Genomic DNA, 13,707 nt, shown 5'->3' with positions numbered 1-13,707 from the left:
CTGTGTTTGTCCTCTACTTGATGCCGGAGGCGAGAAAGCTGTTCACGAACCGGCGCTGGAAGATCAGGAAGGCGGCGAGCAGCGGCAGGCTGACCAGGAAGGTGCCGGCCGCGATCAGCCCCCAGGCCTGCATGCCCTCGGCGCTGAGCGTGAAGCTCGCGAGACCCAGGGTCAGGGGCCGCCTGTCGGGGGAGTTGATGACCATCAGCGGCCACAGGAACTCGTTCCAGTGGCTGGTGACCGAGACGATCGAGAATGCGACCAAAGCCGGCTTCGTCAGCGGCAGGTAGATCAGGCGGATGCGCGCCCACCAGCCGGCGCCGTCGATCATCGCGGCGTCTTCCAGCTCGCGCGGCACCTCGCGAAAGCTCTGGCGCATCAGGAAGGTGCCGAAGGCGGTGGCGCAATAGGGCGCCATCACGCCCGGCAGGGTGTCGTAGAGGCCGAGAGCCGCGATCGTCTTCAGGTTCGGCACCAGCAGCACCACCGGCACCAGCATCAGCTGGACCAGGAACAGGGCGAATAGGATGCCGCGGCCGGGGAATTCGAGGCGCGCGAAGACGTAGCCGGCGAGCGAGGCGGTGACGAGCTGCACCGCCAGGATGCCGGCGCAGATGACGGCCGAGTTGAGGAAGTAGAGCGGGAAGTCGGCCGAGGCCCAGGCCTCGGCGAAGTTGGCGAGCGTCGGCGTCAGGGAGGGCAGGAGCGAGGCATCCGCCCCCGATCCCGCCGGCCGGAACGCCGCCACCAGCATCCACCAGAACGGCACCGCCCAGATCAGCGCGAGGCCGATGACGACCCAGCGGGCGATGTGAGGCGTGACCTCGCGGGTCACCGGGCCCGATACGGGGGAGGCGCTCATCGGGCCGCCTCCGGGCCCTGGCTGCGGGTGAGCGACAGGGCGGTCAGCGCAGCGAGCAGGCCCAGGGTCACCACGGTCGCGGCGGCGGCGCGGCCGGCATCGTAGCGCTCGGCGGCCTGCTCGTAGATGTAGAACAGCAGGAGCTTCGTCGCGTCCGAGGGCCCGCCCTTGGTCAGCACGAAGACGTGGTCGACCTGCGTCACGGCGTTCAGGAGCGCGATCACCCCGACGAAGGCGAAGGTCGGGCGGAGCGCCGGCAGGGTGACGTAGCGCAGGCGCTGCCAGGGACCGGCGCCGTCGAGGAGCGCGGCCTCCTTCGCCTCGTCGGGGATCGCCTGCAGCCCGGCCAGGATGAACAGCATGTAGTAGCCGGCATTCTTCCACACGGTGAGCACCGTGATGGCGGCGAGCGCGAGATCCGGGTCGCCGAGCCAGTTGGCGCCGGCGAATCCGAGCCGGGCGAGGTGGTGGTCGATCAGCCCGATGCCGGGCAGGAACAGGAACAGGAAGAGCGCGGCGGCGGCCACCAGCGGGATCATCACCGGCAGGAAGAACACCGCCCGCATCAAAGCCCGCACCCGGCCGGCGCCGTTGAGCGCCAGGGCGAAGGCGAGCGCCAGGACCAGGCTCGGCACCACCGTGCCGACCGCGTAGAGCGCGTTGTTGAGGAGCGCGCGCTGGAAGGTCGGGTCGGCGAAGAGGGCCGAGAAGTTGGCCAGTCCCACGAAGCGGGTGCCGCGCCGCGACACCTCGTGGGTGGCATCCCACAACACCTCGACCACCGGCCAGTAGGTGAACAGGACGAGGAAGACGAGGGAGGGGCTGAGCAGGGCGAGCGGCAGGGCAAGGCCGGCCCAGGGCCGGCGCGTCGCATCGGGCGCGGCGGCAGGGGCCTTTCGGGCCGCCGGAATCAGGTCGAGGGCGTGGGTCACGTGTATCCGCCGGGGGTGTCGGGACCGGCGCGTCATCGGGCGGTTTCGTGACAGGCGGATGAAATCGGCTTCGCTTACGGCCGCGCTCCCGACATGGCCGACCCGATTTCGGCGGTCGTCGTCCCGACCCCCTGCCTATTCGATCGCCGATCGATCAGTCCTGCGCGGCAGACCAGCTTAGCTCGACAGCGAGCCATGACGGCATGGCCTAAGTCGGATCATGACGGATCATGACGGATATTGCCGAATCGCCCACACTCCGCCGCGAAACCGGAACGATGGTGACGATCACGCACGGCCGGGCTTGCCGGCACGCCGCCGGGGCGGGACGCTCTCTCGGAGAGGCCCCGGAGCGAATCATGACGGACCACGGTTACCGCGCCTTCCTGGAGGAGATGCTGGCGCCCCTCGGCGGCGTCTCGATCCGCCGGATGTTCGGCGGGCTCGGGCTGTTTCGCGATTCCCTGATGTTCGGGCTGGTCGTGCGCGACGTGCTCTACCTGAAGGTCACGCCCGACGAGACCGCGTCCTTCGCGGCCGAGGGCGGCGCACCGTTCTCCTATGCCGGGAAAGGCGGCCGGGTGACCGTCATCGCCAGCTACTGGCGTGCGCCGGACCGGCTCGGCGACGATCCGGAGGAATTCGTGGCCTGGGCGCGGCGGGCCTGCACGGCGGCGGAGCGGGCGCAGGCGAAAGGGTCATCCGGCAGCCGGTCATCGGCCGGTGCCGCCGATGAACCCTTCTCTCGTGTATCGTGAGCCGGCGCGATCGAACGCGCTCGGAGCCTTGCCGCACGATGCGGAGGCAAGGCTCTGAACGCGTGCTCTCTTAGAATTCCGGCTCGTTCAGCACCCGGGTGCCGATCCGGCTCTGGAGGTCGATCGGCGCACCGGTCTGCTGGCCGGCGGCATCGACCTCGATCACCGGGATGCCGGCGCCGCGCATCTGCTCGCGCAGGCGCTCCGACATCATCCGGAAGGCGCCGCCGGTGTCACGGGGCGGAACGTGGAGCAGAACCGCCGCCGGGCGCGGCATCATCGCCAGAACATCGTCCGCCGCCTCCAGGGAGGCGGTGACGCTGGCATAGCCCAGCTCGGCCAGCTCCGCGGAGAGGGCCCGGTCGACGGCGCGGTGGCCATCGTCGACGACGAGAACTTTTTGCAGCGCACCCATGTTCAAGCGTTAGCCGATCGCGTGCCTCTCGTGAAGGCACCGGGGCAGTAACGCCGTGAGCCGACGAAGGTTCATTCCCCGGCAAGGCCGGGACCGCCGGGCGATCCCGGGCGGGACCCGGTGATGAGCCGTCAAACGACTGGAACGACAAGCATTTTTGAGATGGAAGCCGATCCGGACAGGTTGCCCGCGCGCTATGGCATTTCTGCGACCGCGGTGGCGACGCCGGCGAAGAGAGAGGCTCGGAAGCGCGAATCCATCCATCCGTCCGGATTTTCGTTCTCGGTGATGCCGCGGCGCAACATGACGGCTTGGCAGGCCGGACCGCGGAAGCTCAGGCGCCCATCCGGATCGCGGCGCAGCTGGATCAGGCCGCCTCGATCCCCGCCGGGGGCGGCCCGCTCGGGGGCCGACGCGGCCCGCTCGGGGGCCGCCAGGACGAGGCCGACATCCTGGGCATCACGCCGGCCGCAGAGCAGGGCGACCTCGTCGAAGGCCACGATGTCGACCACGCCGGAGCGGCCGGGCAGGCGGGCGCTGAGGCGGCAGGGCGCCCGGTGGACGTAGGCGAGGGTGCGCAGGCGGCCCGGCACGGTGGTGCGGGAGAACCCCGCCTCCATCCAGGCGGGCGCGACGAGATGGGTCGGCACCGGCTGGTCGAGGGCGGCCGAGAGGGCGCCGGCATCGAAGACCGGATGGCATTCGAGGGTGGCGCCGGCGAGCAAGGCGGCGGCGAGCCCGGTGGCGAGGCCCTTCAGGTCGGTCGATGGCAGGAGGCTGAGGATCCGCTCGCCCGGCTCGATCCGCAGGGGCACCAGGCAGCCGGCGGCGGCGGCCGTCAGCGCCTCGGCCTCGCGCCGCACCGGCAGGGGCGCGCCCTCGGGTTCGGGCTGGGGGCCGGGGTGGGCCGGCACGGCTCCCGACAGGGTACCCGGAAGCGCGAAGGTGATGAGGCCGGCGGCCGGCCCGGTGCCGAGGGCGGCGGCATCGCCGCGATGGTCGAGCACGACCTGGTCGAGGCTGATCACCCCGTCCGGCACGTGCGGCCCGAAGGCGGCGACGAAGCGCAAGGGGAAGTAGCGCATCGCGACCCGGCAGACCTTGTCCGCCGGCCGCTCGGCCCCGAGGACTCCCTGGGTCAGGATGGCGAGGACCTGCGCCGCCTCGACGGCCTGGAGTAGGCGGTCCTCGTCCCAGGTCACCGGAAGCGGGCAGGGGACGTGGCCGGCCTGCTCGATCGCCAGGAAGGCGAGATGCGCCTCGGCCATGCCGGCCATGCACAGGCCGATGGGGCTCCCGGGCGGCAGCCGCCATTGCTGCAGGCCCTCGGCGAGGCGCGCGACGATCTCGCGGGCGGCGGCGTAGGTCCAGGCGATGGCGGGGCGGCCGCACCAGGCGGGCTTGCTCGCCTGGTCGACGAGGGCGATGCGGGCGGGATGCCGGTCGGCGATCGCGGCGAGGAGGGCGCCCAAACCCATGGCCGAACCCGTGGCCGAACCCGTGGCGGCGGGCCGCCCGGCACCGGCCGGGAGTGCCGGCAGGATCGCGGGATCCGGCAGGGACGACGCGTCGTCTCGTCTCATCGTCGCCTGAGCCGCCACCACCGTCACCCCGTCCGCATGCCGCGCCCGCCATCCTGCCCACGCATGGTTAATGCCGTTTTAAGCCTGCGGGCCCCCTCGCGATCCGCGTTGGGATCGGCTAAGGCCCCCTGACGGTCGGCGGCCGAGGCCTTGCCTTCGCCTCAATCCGGGGGAAAGCAGGCGCCCCGGAGGCCGGGCGGAGCCCTTCGGCCGCGCTCCGCTTGCTGCCGGCGACCCGCATCCAGCGGGCTTCGCGCGCATAAGGCCACCGACGTCCTGCCGTTTGAGGGGTCCACTCCTGATGTTCTTCGCGAATCGTCCCGCGCGCCCGAACCAGGCCGCCATTGCCTTCGCCCTGGCCGGCCTCGGGCTCGGTCTCGCGGCCGCCCCGGCGCTCGCCCAGCCCAAGAAGCCCGCCGCTCCGGCGCCGGCCCCGGCCCAGCAGGCCGCCCCGGCCGCGCAGGCCCAGCAGACCGGCCCGATGGTCGTGCAGGTGAAGCCCGAGCCGTCCCAGGCCGACTGGACCAAGGTCTGCGGCAAGGACCAGGGCAGCGGCAACGAGGTCTGCTACACCACCCGCGACTTCGTCTCCGACCAGGGCCAGGCGGTGCTGGCCGTGGCGGTCTACGACATGAAGGGCCCGCAGGGCACCAAGGTCGTGCGCTTCCTGATGCCGCTCGGCCTGCTGCTGCAGCCCGGCATCCGCTTCACGGTCGATAACGGCCAGCCGACCCCCGGCCGCTACGCCGTCTGCTTCCCGAACGGCTGCTTTGCCGAGGCCCCGGGCCTGAAGGACGAGGTCGTCGCCGCGATGAAGAAGGGCACCACCCTTCACGTCAGCGTGCAGAACCAGATGCAGCGCGAGGTCACCTTCGCGGTGCCGCTGGCCGGCTTCGGCAAGGCCTTCGACGGCGCTCCGATCGACCCGAAGGTGCTCGAGGAGCAGCAGAAGAAGCTCCAGGCCGAGCTCGAGAAGCGCTCCGAGGAGATGCGCAAGCAGCTCGAGCAGAAGGGCGGCGCGGCCCCGGCGGCGGCTCCGGCCAAGTAAGACAAGCAAGACATGGCCTCGCGCCCCGACCGGCGGCGCGGGGGCTGAGAGACCCGGACGCCCCGGCATCGACGCCGCGATGCCGGGGCGTTCCGTTTGGCCAGTCCCCTACCGCCGCAGGCCGCGGGTCACCCGATACTCGCGCGGCACGCAGATGCCGAGCGGGGTCGGGAACCGGGCGTGAAAAGCGATGAAGTCGCGGCGCAGGGCGGCGCGGCGTTCCTCGTCCAGGCTCGCGGCCAGGGCCTTGGTCGGCCCGTAGCCGGTGGAGAAGGTCTCCCAGGCCGCTTCCGGGCTCGGCTCGCGGTAGAACGAGACGCCGTCCTCGAAGGCGAGGTCGAAGTCCCGGCCCAGCAGCTCCGCGATCCGCTCGGGGCGGCCCCACTCGAAGGGCGAGGGCGGGGCCGGCGCGGGCGGCGGCGGCATGTAGGCCTTCATCACCCGGAACATCTCGAACACCGCGCCGTCGGGCGCCCAGGTGGTCAGCGCGATGCGCCCGCCCCGGCGGCAGACCCGCGCCAGCTCCGTTGCGGCCGCCTCCGGCTTGCTGGCGAACATCACCCCGCAGGTCGAGATCACCGCGTCGAAGGCGCCGTCCGCGAAGGGGAGGCTCTCGGCATCGCCGACCCGGTAGGTGATGGCGAGCCCCTCGGCCTGGGCCCGCCCGGCCGCGAAGGCGATCAGGTCGGCGCCGAGATCGACGCCCACGACCTCGGCGCCGCTCCGGGCGACCAGGCGCGAGGTCCAGCCGGTCCCGGTGGCGAGGTCGAGGATCCGCTCGCCCGGCCGCGGATCCAGGCGCAGCACGCAATGGGCGATGCTGTCGGCGATGCCCCGGCTGATCTCGTCGTAGCGGCCGCCGCCGGAATTCCAGATGCCGGCCGGCCTGGCGTTGTGAGGCTGGATCCCGTTGCTCATGCCCCCTCCCGTTCGCGCAGGGACGCATCGCCGCGTCGCGTGACGGACAGTCGGATGACGGCAGGACGGAGCATCCTGCAAGTCGGGTCGCAGTCTATGACAAAGGCGGCAACATTCGTTTACATAAGTTGCGCGTCTCTCCGCCTGGCGCGAAACGCGGCACCGACCGGACATCGCTACCGACCGGCGCGAAGCAAGGTTGTCCAGGGAAAACACAGCTGTCCGGGGAAAAGAAACGGCGCGGATTTCTCCTCTCCCCGCGGGCGGGGAGAGGGCTTCATCGACCTTGCCGTCGATGAAGCAAGCGCAGGCGAAGCCGGAGCGAGGGTGAGGGGGTATCTCCGGATGAGACTCCTCCGGGAACACCCCCTCACCCTCGGCTGACGCCTCGCTGCGTGCCCTGAACGGGAATACAGCCCTCTCCCCGCAACGAGGTCGGGCCTGCCCGACTTCGTCCGTCGCTTGCAGATCCCGGGCAAGCCCGGGATCTGTCGGGGAGAGGGGAAAGCCCGCGCCTTTCTTTTCACCGGACAGCCGTGTGAGAGAGGAAGGGTATCGAGGGAGCGCTTTCGCTCAATTCGCCGCGTCGATCCGCATGCGGTAGCCGCCCTCGGCGTCGCGCTCGAACATCTCGGCGATGCGGGCATGCCGCAGGGGCTCGCCGGAGCGGTCCGGCACCAGGTTCTGCTCCGAGACGTAGGCGACGTACTCGGTCTCCTGGTTCTCGGCGAGCAGGTGGTAGAACGGCTGGTCCTTGGAGGGCCGCACCTCCTCGGGGATCGCCTGCCACCATTCCTCGGTGTTGGCGAAGACCGGGTCGACGTCGAAGATGACGCCGCGGAACGGGTAGATCCGGTGGCGCACGACGTCGCCGATGTTGAACTTGGCGAGGCGGATGACCGCGCCGGACGGCGCGGCGGCGTCGGGCTGCGGGGCGGGCATGGCGGAGAGGGTCTGTCCGAGGGGCATGGGCGTCAACATAGGAGGACGGGGGCGGGTTTGCACCGGCGTGGGGCCTGCACGCAGGGCAGGGCTCGCCCCCTGGAGGCTCACGATACCGGGAGCGGCTTGGTGTCGTCGCGCGAAACTCCCGGTCGCTGTCGTCGGCCGCCGTGGCGGCACCGGTTCGGCGGGAGTTTTGTGAGGGACACTTACGCGTCCAGGCCGTAGGCACGGGCGAGGTCGGGATCCTTGGCGGCGACGAGCCGGGCGAGGTTCACGATCACGCTGGCCTGCTTCCAGGTGGCGTCGTCCTGCATCTTGCCGTCGAGCATCACCGCGCCGGTGCCGTCGGGCATCGCCTCCAGGATGCGCTTGGCGAAGGCGACCTCGGAGGGATCGGGCGCGAACACGCTCTTGGCGATGGCGACCTGGCTCGGATGCAGGGTCCAGGCCCCGGCGCAGCCCATCAGGAAGGCGTTGCGGAACTGCACCTCGCAGGCGGCGGCGTCCGAGAAATCGCCGAACGGGCCGTAGAACGCCTTGATGCCGTTGGCCTGGCAGGCATCGACCATCCGGGCGATGGTGTAGTGCCAGAGGTCCTGCTGCACGCTCGCCCGCTCCGAGGAGCCGGGGGTGGGATCGGCGATGACCTTGTAGTCCGGGTGGCCGCCGCCGACCCGGGTGGTCTTCATGCCGCGCGACGCCGCCAGATCCGCGGGGCCGAGGCTCATGCCGTGCATGCGCGGCGAGGCGCAGGCGATGGCGTCGACGTTGGCCACGCCCTCCGCCGTCTCCAGGATGGCGTGGACGAGGATCGGCTTACTTACCCCGGCCCGGGCCTCGAGCTGGGCCAGCAGCTGGTCGACGTAGTGGATGTCCCACGGCCCCTCGACCTTGGGCACCATCACGACGTCGAGCTTGTTGCCGACCTCACCGACGATCTCGATCAGGTCGTCGAGCAGCCACGGGCTGTTGAGGGCGTTGACGCGGGTCCACAAGCCGGTGCCGTGGGCGGAAAAGTCGGTGTCCCGCGCCATGGCGATGAAGCCTTTTCGGGCATTCAGCTTCTGGTCGGCCGGGACCGCATCCTCGAGGTTGCCCAGAACCACGTCGACTTGGGCCGCCAGTTCCGGCACCCGGGCCCGGACCTTGTCGTTGTGCGGCGGCACGAAGTGGATCATGCGCTCCAGGCGCACCGGCAGCTCGCGGAACGGGGCCGGGGCCCCGGAGGCCAGGGGCTGGAAGAAGCGGCGCGGCAGTTTCATGGGCGTATCTCCGACCTTCCGGCGCGACCGGTCTCCCGCATCGCGAAAAATCCCCGGCGTGACGGAGGGGTAGTGCAGGGGCGGCGCGGCCGTAAAGGGGGCTCTTCTCGGCAGATGGTCGTGCCGGGGCCGGTCGCCCGCCCGCCGCCGTCAGTGGGCGTCGGCCTCATGCTTTCGGGGGACGATCCGACCGGACCCCCCCGGATGCGTGCCGGACCCTGTCTTCAAGGCGCCGTCGCAAGTCGTTTCATGTCGACTTGTGGGCCGTGCATTGCGGATTATCATTGTGGGATCGGGACGGGAGCAGCATAATCCGGGCAAGGCAGTGTCCGGATTGGCCGCGAACCGGACCTCTCGCCTGGTGATCTGACGGATTGAGCCCGACACACCTGCGCGCACGTGTTCTTTCGCACATGCGGCAGGGAACGCGAGCCTCACCGTAGCGTTCACCGGGCGAGGCGGGCGGCGGAGGACAGACGATCATGTCCCGAGAGTTGAATCGGCGCGGATTTGCCGGCGCCGCGATGACGCTGCTCGCCTTGAGCCTCGCGCTTCCGGCCGAGGCCGGCACGGTGGCGGACCGGCAGCGCTCGACCGTGCGGGCGAGTTTCACGGCGGGGGATCTCGCGGCGGCACGGCCCGAGGGACTGCCCGCTTCCGTGCGGCTGCCGGGCGACGATCCGGCGGCGTTCCGGGCCTTCCTCGACGGTGCGCCGATGGCCTCCCGTGCGCCCTGGCTCGCCCTGTCCGGCGGCGGCGAGAACGGCGCCTTCGCGGCCGGCCTGCTGAAGGGCTGGACCCGGGCCGGCAACCGGCCGGATTTCGGCGTCGTCACGGGCGTCTCGACGGGAGCGCTCATCGCCCCCTTCGCCTTCGTCGGCGCCTCGCAGGATGCGGCCCTGGAGAAGGCCTATACCGAGACCTCCGCGGCGGACGTGTTCGAGTTCGGCGGCGGCCAGGAGAGCCTCACCGATACCTGGCCGCTCAAGCGCGGCATCGAGCGCAGCGTCACGCCCGCGCTCCTGGCGGCGGTGGCGGCGGAGCACCGCAAGGGACGGCGTCTCCTCGTCGTCACCACCGAGCTCGATTCCCTGCGACCGACCCTGTGGGACATGGGCGCCATCGCGGCGGCCGGCGGGCCCGCCGGGCTCAAGCTCTTTCGGGAAGTGATGCTGGCCTCGGCGGCGATCCCCGGCATCTTCCCGCCGGTGATGATCGATTCGACCGGCCCGGGGGCGAAGCGCTTCCAGGAGATGCACGCCGATGGCGGCGCCACGTCGCCGTTCTTCGTCGCCCCCGGCCGCGCTCTGCTGGATCAGGTGGAGGGCGGAGCCCCCGCGGAGGACAGGGTGCCGGCGCCCGCAATCTACGTCGTCGTCAACACCTCGCTGGCGCCGGACTTCCAGGTCGCGCAGCGGTCGATGCTGAGCATCCTCGGCCGCTCGCTCTCGGCGATGATCAAGGCCCAGACCGCCGGCGCCATCGCGGTGACGAAGGCTTTCGCGGCCCGTACGGGAACGCCGATCCACATCGCCACCATCGACCAGCGCTTCTCCCAGACCTCGCAGGCCCCGTTCGAGCAGGGCTACATGCGGGCTTTGTTCGCCCATGGCGAGCGGCTCGGCAAAACCGGCACCGCCTTCGACTGGTCGCCCGACACCCTCACCACCAGCGCGACGGGGCGCAGCGCCAGCAACGCCCCGTAAGCGTTCAAGGCAAGAGCCGTTCATTGGCTCGAGGACCCGAAAACCTCCGTGTCGTTCCGGGACCGCGAAAGCGGAGCACGGAACGACACGGAGCCTGTGAGACTCGTCGAGCGGCCCCGTCACCCCCGCATCAGTGTCGGCGTCCCCAGGCGCGGGGTCACGCCCTCGCGCATCACCAGGCGGCGCAACGGCGCGATGGTCGAGAGGGCCAGGAGCCCCGCGCCGCGGGCGAGGTCGCTCGGCAGGAAGGCGGTGAGCAGGCTGCGGTTGAGGGCATCGACCGCGCCGGTGCGCAACCGGGCGTCCAGGGCCCGGCCGCGGGCAAACCCCGCCAGCACGGATTCCGCCCCGGCATCGCGCGCGCCCGCCACCGCGTCGCGGAGGGCGGCGGCATCGCGAAGGCCGAGATTCAGGCCCTGCGCGCCGATCGGCGGAAAGACGTGGGCCGCCTCGCCGACGAGCGCCAGCCGCGGCCCGACCGGACGCGGCACCGACAGGCCGCGCATCGGCACCAGGCCCCGCGGCCCGTCGATCCGCATCTGCCCCAGCATCGACTGCGCCTGCCGCTCGATCGCCCGAGCGAGGGCGTCGTCGTCAAGCGCGCTCAAGGCCTCCGCCCGCGCCTCGGCCGAGACCCAGACCAGGCTCGAGCGGCGCCCGCCCGGCAGCGGCACCAGGGTGAAGGGCCCCTCGCGGGTGTGGAACTCGGTCGAGACCTCGCGGTGGTCGCGCGTATGGGCGAGGATGGTGGTGAGCGCCTTCTGCGGGTAGGTCCAGCGCCGCGCCGTCAGCCCCGCCGCCTCGCGCAAGGGCGAGCCACCGCCATCGGCCGCGACGACAAGGCGGGCCGCGACGCTCCCGCCCCCCTCCAGCGCCAGCACCGCCCGTTCCTCGGCCACGGTGCAACCGGCGGAATCCTGCTCGACCAGCGTCAGTTCCGGGATCTCGCGGGCACGGTCGCGCAGGCCCTCGACCAGGCGCCGGTTCTCGATGTTCCAGCCGAAGGCGTCGAGGCCGATCTCGCGGGCGACGAAGCGGGCCGGCGGCGGACGGAACAGGCTGCCGGTGTCGTCGATCAGGTGCATCTCGGCGAGCGGCGCCGCCTGGGGCTCCAGCCCCTCCCAGGCGCCGAGCGCCCGCAGCAGCCGCACCGAGCCGTCGAGGAGCGCCACGGTGCGCCCATCGGCCACGGGGGCGTGGCGACCGACGAGCGCGGTGCGCAGGCCGTCGCGGGCGAGCGCCAGGGCCGCAGCCAGGCCGACCGCGCCGGCACCGACCACCGCCACGTCGTAGAGGGGAAAGGCCTCGGAATTCGGCTCGGCTGTCTGGCTCACGAAACGGGTCCTCGAACACGCATGCGGGAGATCTTGCGGGAGATGGAGATCTTGCGGGAGATCTGGGGCGTGCAGGGCCGCTCCGCCATCCCGGTCATTGCCGAAAGGAGACCGGTTCCTATGATCCCGCGCAGCAAGCAAGAGCAAGGTGGGAGCGGACGATGCCCAAGGCGATTCGGATTCACGAATACGGCGGCCCCGAGGTCATGCGCTACGAGGACGTCGCGGTCGGCGATCCCGGGCCGGGCCAGATCCGGGTGCGCCAGAGCGCAATCGGCGTCAACTACATCGACATCTACTTCCGCTCCGGCCTGTACAAGGCGCCCCAGCTGCCCTTCACCCCCGGCAACGAGGGCGCGGGCCAGGTGGTGGCGGTCGGCGAGGGCGTGACCGGCTTCTCGCCCGGCGACCGGGTCGCCTACGGCTCGGCCGCCGGCACCTATGCGCAGGACGTGGTGATCGAGGCGCGGACGGTGGTGCGCGTGCCCGACGGCATCGACGACGACACCGCGGCCGCGATGATGCTGAAGGGCCTCACCGCCCAGTACCTGCTGCGCCGTACCTACAAGGTCCAGCCCGGCGACACGATCCTGTTCCACGCCGCCGCCGGCGGCGTCGGGCTGATCGCGACGCAATGGGCCAAGCACCTCGGCGCCACGGTGATCGGCACCGTCGGCTCGCAGGACAAGGTCGCGCTCGCCCGCGAGCATGGCTGCGACCACGTCATTCTGTACCGGAACGAGGACTTCGCCGCCCGGGTCAAGGAGATCACCGGCGGCAAGGGCTGCCAGGTCGTCTACGACGGCGTCGGCCAGGCGACCTTCCCGGCCTCGCTCGATTGCCTGAGGCCCTTCGGCTACTTCGTGAATTTCGGCAGCGCCTCGGGCCCGATCGCGGCCTTCGACATCAGCATCCTGGGCCAGAAGGGCTCGCTCTTCGCCACCCGGCCGACCGTGTTCACCCACACCGCCGACCGCGCGGCCCTGGACGAGATGGCCGCCGACCTGTTCGCGGTGGTGCAAAGCGGCGCGGTGACGATCCCGGTCCATACGCGGGCGAAGCTCGCCGACGCCCCGAAGGTCCATGCCGACCTCGCCGGGCGCCGGACGACGGGTGCGACGGTGATGCATCCCTGATAGCGTGACGGTGCGGCATACGGGGCGATTCGCCCGGTATGGGCGGAGACCCGATGCGATGACCTCCTACGCCCTGCACGCGACCGAGACCGATTGCCTCCTCGTCATCGACGTCCAGCCCGACTTCCTGCCCGGCGGTGCGCTCGCGGTGCCGGACGGGGACGCGGTGATCGCGCCGATCAACGCGCTCGGGCGCCTGTTCCGGCACGTCGTCCTGACCCAGGACTGGCACCCGGCCGGGCACGCCTCCTTCGCCACGAGCCATCCGGGCAAGCAGCCCTTCGAGACCACGGTGCTGGCTTACGGCGAGCAGGTCCTGTGGCCGGAGCACTGCATCCAGGGCACGCCCGGGGCGGAGGTGTCGCCGAAGCTGGAGCTGCCCCATGCCGAGCTGATCATCCGCAAGGGCTACCGGGCGGGAATCGACAGCTACTCGGCCTTCCGCGAGGCCGACCGCACCACCCCGACCGGGCTTGCCGGCTACCTGCGCGAGCGCGGCTTCACCCGGGTGTTCCTGTGCGGCGTCGCCACCGATTACTGCGTCGGCTGGAGCGCCGTCGACGCGCGGGAGGCGGGGTTCCAGGCGGTGGTGGTCGAGGATGCCTGCCGGGCGATCGACCTCGACGGCTCGCTGGAACGGGCCTGGGGCGACATGGCGGCGGCGGGGGTCGAGCGGGAGGAGAGCGGGGCGATCGGGGGGTGATGCGGTTTCCGGACGATCCCTCGCGGATCGCGATCGGGCACGAGGTTGGTGAGAGGTCGGCGACGGGGTGACCGCCGCCGTCGAGGAAGGGGGGCCTCCGCCGGA

Annotated in this window: 13 protein-coding genes; 5 read left to right on the top strand and 8 right to left on the bottom strand. The window is 71.4% G+C overall.

What is annotated here, in order from left to right:
• Positions 1–13: 13 nt before the first annotated feature.
• Together AC3AOF_RS23955 and AC3AOF_RS23950 are read right to left on the bottom strand one after the other, a co-directional pair.
• Complete coding sequence (locus tag AC3AOF_RS23955; protein WP_488346697.1) at positions 14–862, bottom strand: carbohydrate ABC transporter permease; 849 nt, start codon at positions 860–862, stop codon at positions 14–16.
• Positions 859–1,704 (bottom strand): carbohydrate ABC transporter permease, encoded by an 846-nt coding sequence (locus AC3AOF_RS23950; RefSeq protein ID WP_236992675.1) that lies wholly within the window; start codon positions 1,702–1,704, stop codon positions 859–861. The genes AC3AOF_RS23955 and AC3AOF_RS23950 overlap by 4 nt, the downstream gene beginning before the upstream one ends.
• Positions 1,705–2,153: 449 nt before the next feature.
• On the opposite strand from AC3AOF_RS23950, the gene AC3AOF_RS23945 reads away from it, so the two are divergent.
• Positions 2,154–2,552, top strand: a complete 399-nt coding sequence (locus tag AC3AOF_RS23945) for a TfoX/Sxy family protein (RefSeq protein ID WP_236988495.1) — start codon at positions 2,154–2,156, stop codon at positions 2,550–2,552.
• 70 nt (positions 2,553–2,622) lie between these two features.
• On the opposite strand, the gene AC3AOF_RS23940 is transcribed toward AC3AOF_RS23945, so the two are convergent.
• Both AC3AOF_RS23940 and AC3AOF_RS23935 read right to left on the bottom strand, forming a co-directional pair.
• A complete protein-coding gene (locus AC3AOF_RS23940; RefSeq protein ID WP_099954725.1) occupies positions 2,623–2,967 on the bottom strand; it encodes a hypothetical protein in 345 nt (114 codons plus the stop codon).
• Positions 2,968–3,161: 194 nt separating this feature from the next.
• The gene (locus AC3AOF_RS23935) at positions 3,162–4,550 is read right to left on the bottom strand and encodes an AMP-binding protein (RefSeq protein WP_488346696.1); all 1,389 of its coding nucleotides are present in this window, start codon (positions 4,548–4,550) and stop codon (positions 3,162–3,164) included.
• A gap of 301 nt (positions 4,551–4,851) precedes the next feature.
• Between AC3AOF_RS23935 and AC3AOF_RS23930 the strand changes: the two genes are divergently transcribed.
• Positions 4,852–5,598, top strand: coding sequence for an invasion associated locus B family protein (locus AC3AOF_RS23930; RefSeq protein ID WP_236988496.1), 747 nt, complete (start codon positions 4,852–4,854; stop codon positions 5,596–5,598).
• A 108-nt stretch (positions 5,599–5,706) separates the two neighbouring features.
• On the opposite strand, the gene AC3AOF_RS23925 is transcribed toward AC3AOF_RS23930, so the two are convergent.
• From AC3AOF_RS23925 to AC3AOF_RS23915, 3 genes are all read right to left on the bottom strand, one after another.
• Positions 5,707–6,516: a class I SAM-dependent methyltransferase gene (locus tag AC3AOF_RS23925; protein WP_236988497.1), complete on the bottom strand. Its 810-nt coding sequence runs from the start codon at positions 6,514–6,516 to the stop codon at positions 5,707–5,709.
• Positions 6,517–7,089: 573 nt separating this feature from the next.
• Positions 7,090–7,458 (bottom strand): heat shock protein HspQ, encoded by a 369-nt coding sequence (hspQ, locus tag AC3AOF_RS23920; RefSeq protein ID WP_236992676.1) that lies wholly within the window; start codon positions 7,456–7,458, stop codon positions 7,090–7,092.
• Positions 7,459–7,667: 209 nt separating this feature from the next.
• On the bottom strand, positions 7,668–8,723 hold the full coding sequence (locus AC3AOF_RS23915) for an HpcH/HpaI aldolase/citrate lyase family protein (RefSeq protein WP_236988498.1): 1,056 nt from the start codon (positions 8,721–8,723) through the stop codon (positions 7,668–7,670).
• A gap of 482 nt (positions 8,724–9,205) precedes the next feature.
• On the opposite strand from AC3AOF_RS23915, the gene AC3AOF_RS23910 reads away from it, so the two are divergent.
• Entirely contained in the window at positions 9,206–10,429 is a 1,224-nt protein-coding gene (locus tag AC3AOF_RS23910) for a patatin-like phospholipase family protein (RefSeq protein WP_488346695.1), read from the top strand.
• Positions 10,430–10,548: 119 nt separating this feature from the next.
• Here AC3AOF_RS23910 and AC3AOF_RS23905 read toward each other — a convergent pair whose 3' ends face one another.
• Positions 10,549–11,763: a UbiH/UbiF family hydroxylase gene (locus AC3AOF_RS23905; RefSeq protein ID WP_488346694.1), complete on the bottom strand. Its 1,215-nt coding sequence runs from the start codon at positions 11,761–11,763 to the stop codon at positions 10,549–10,551.
• 161 nt (positions 11,764–11,924) lie between these two features.
• Between AC3AOF_RS23905 and AC3AOF_RS23900 the strand changes: the two genes are divergently transcribed.
• The gene (locus AC3AOF_RS23900; protein ID WP_236988501.1) at positions 11,925–12,899 is read left to right on the top strand and encodes a quinone oxidoreductase family protein; all 975 of its coding nucleotides are present in this window, start codon (positions 11,925–11,927) and stop codon (positions 12,897–12,899) included.
• Positions 12,900–12,957: 58 nt separating this feature from the next.
• Positions 12,958–13,602, top strand: coding sequence for a bifunctional nicotinamidase/pyrazinamidase (gene pncA, locus AC3AOF_RS23895; RefSeq protein ID WP_236988502.1), 645 nt, complete (start codon positions 12,958–12,960; stop codon positions 13,600–13,602).
• Positions 13,603–13,707: the final 105 nt, after the last annotated feature.

The sequence above is a fragment of the Methylobacterium sp. 142-1Y genome, from assembly GCF_057747795.1.
Note: the sequence above shows the minus strand (reverse complement) of the source record. Positions and strands in the feature narration are given on the sequence as shown.

What these genes read in the sequence shown, in the direction of transcription:
- AC3AOF_RS23935 (WP_488346696.1), bottom strand. Translation starts at nt 4,550, where the DNA reads ATGAGACGAGACGACGCGTCGTCCCTGCCGGATCCCGCGATCCTGCCG.
- AC3AOF_RS23945 (WP_236988495.1), top strand. Translation starts at nt 2,154, where the DNA reads ATGACGGACCACGGTTACCGCGCCTTCCTGGAGGAGATGCTGGCGCCC.
- pncA (WP_236988502.1), top strand. Translation starts at nt 12,958, where the DNA reads ATGACCTCCTACGCCCTGCACGCGACCGAGACCGATTGCCTCCTCGTC.
- AC3AOF_RS23915 (WP_236988498.1), bottom strand. Translation starts at nt 8,723, where the DNA reads ATGAAACTGCCGCGCCGCTTCTTCCAGCCCCTGGCCTCCGGGGCCCCG.
- AC3AOF_RS23930 (WP_236988496.1), top strand. Translation starts at nt 4,852, where the DNA reads ATGTTCTTCGCGAATCGTCCCGCGCGCCCGAACCAGGCCGCCATTGCC.
- AC3AOF_RS23955 (WP_488346697.1), bottom strand. Translation starts at nt 862, where the DNA reads ATGAGCGCCTCCCCCGTATCGGGCCCGGTGACCCGCGAGGTCACGCCT.
- AC3AOF_RS23940 (WP_099954725.1), bottom strand. Translation starts at nt 2,967, where the DNA reads ATGGGTGCGCTGCAAAAAGTTCTCGTCGTCGACGATGGCCACCGCGCC.
- AC3AOF_RS23900 (WP_236988501.1), top strand. Translation starts at nt 11,925, where the DNA reads ATGCCCAAGGCGATTCGGATTCACGAATACGGCGGCCCCGAGGTCATG.
- hspQ (WP_236992676.1), bottom strand. Translation starts at nt 7,458, where the DNA reads ATGCCCGCCCCGCAGCCCGACGCCGCCGCGCCGTCCGGCGCGGTCATC.
- AC3AOF_RS23925 (WP_236988497.1), bottom strand. Translation starts at nt 6,516, where the DNA reads ATGAGCAACGGGATCCAGCCTCACAACGCCAGGCCGGCCGGCATCTGG.
- AC3AOF_RS23910 (WP_488346695.1), top strand. Translation starts at nt 9,206, where the DNA reads ATGTCCCGAGAGTTGAATCGGCGCGGATTTGCCGGCGCCGCGATGACG.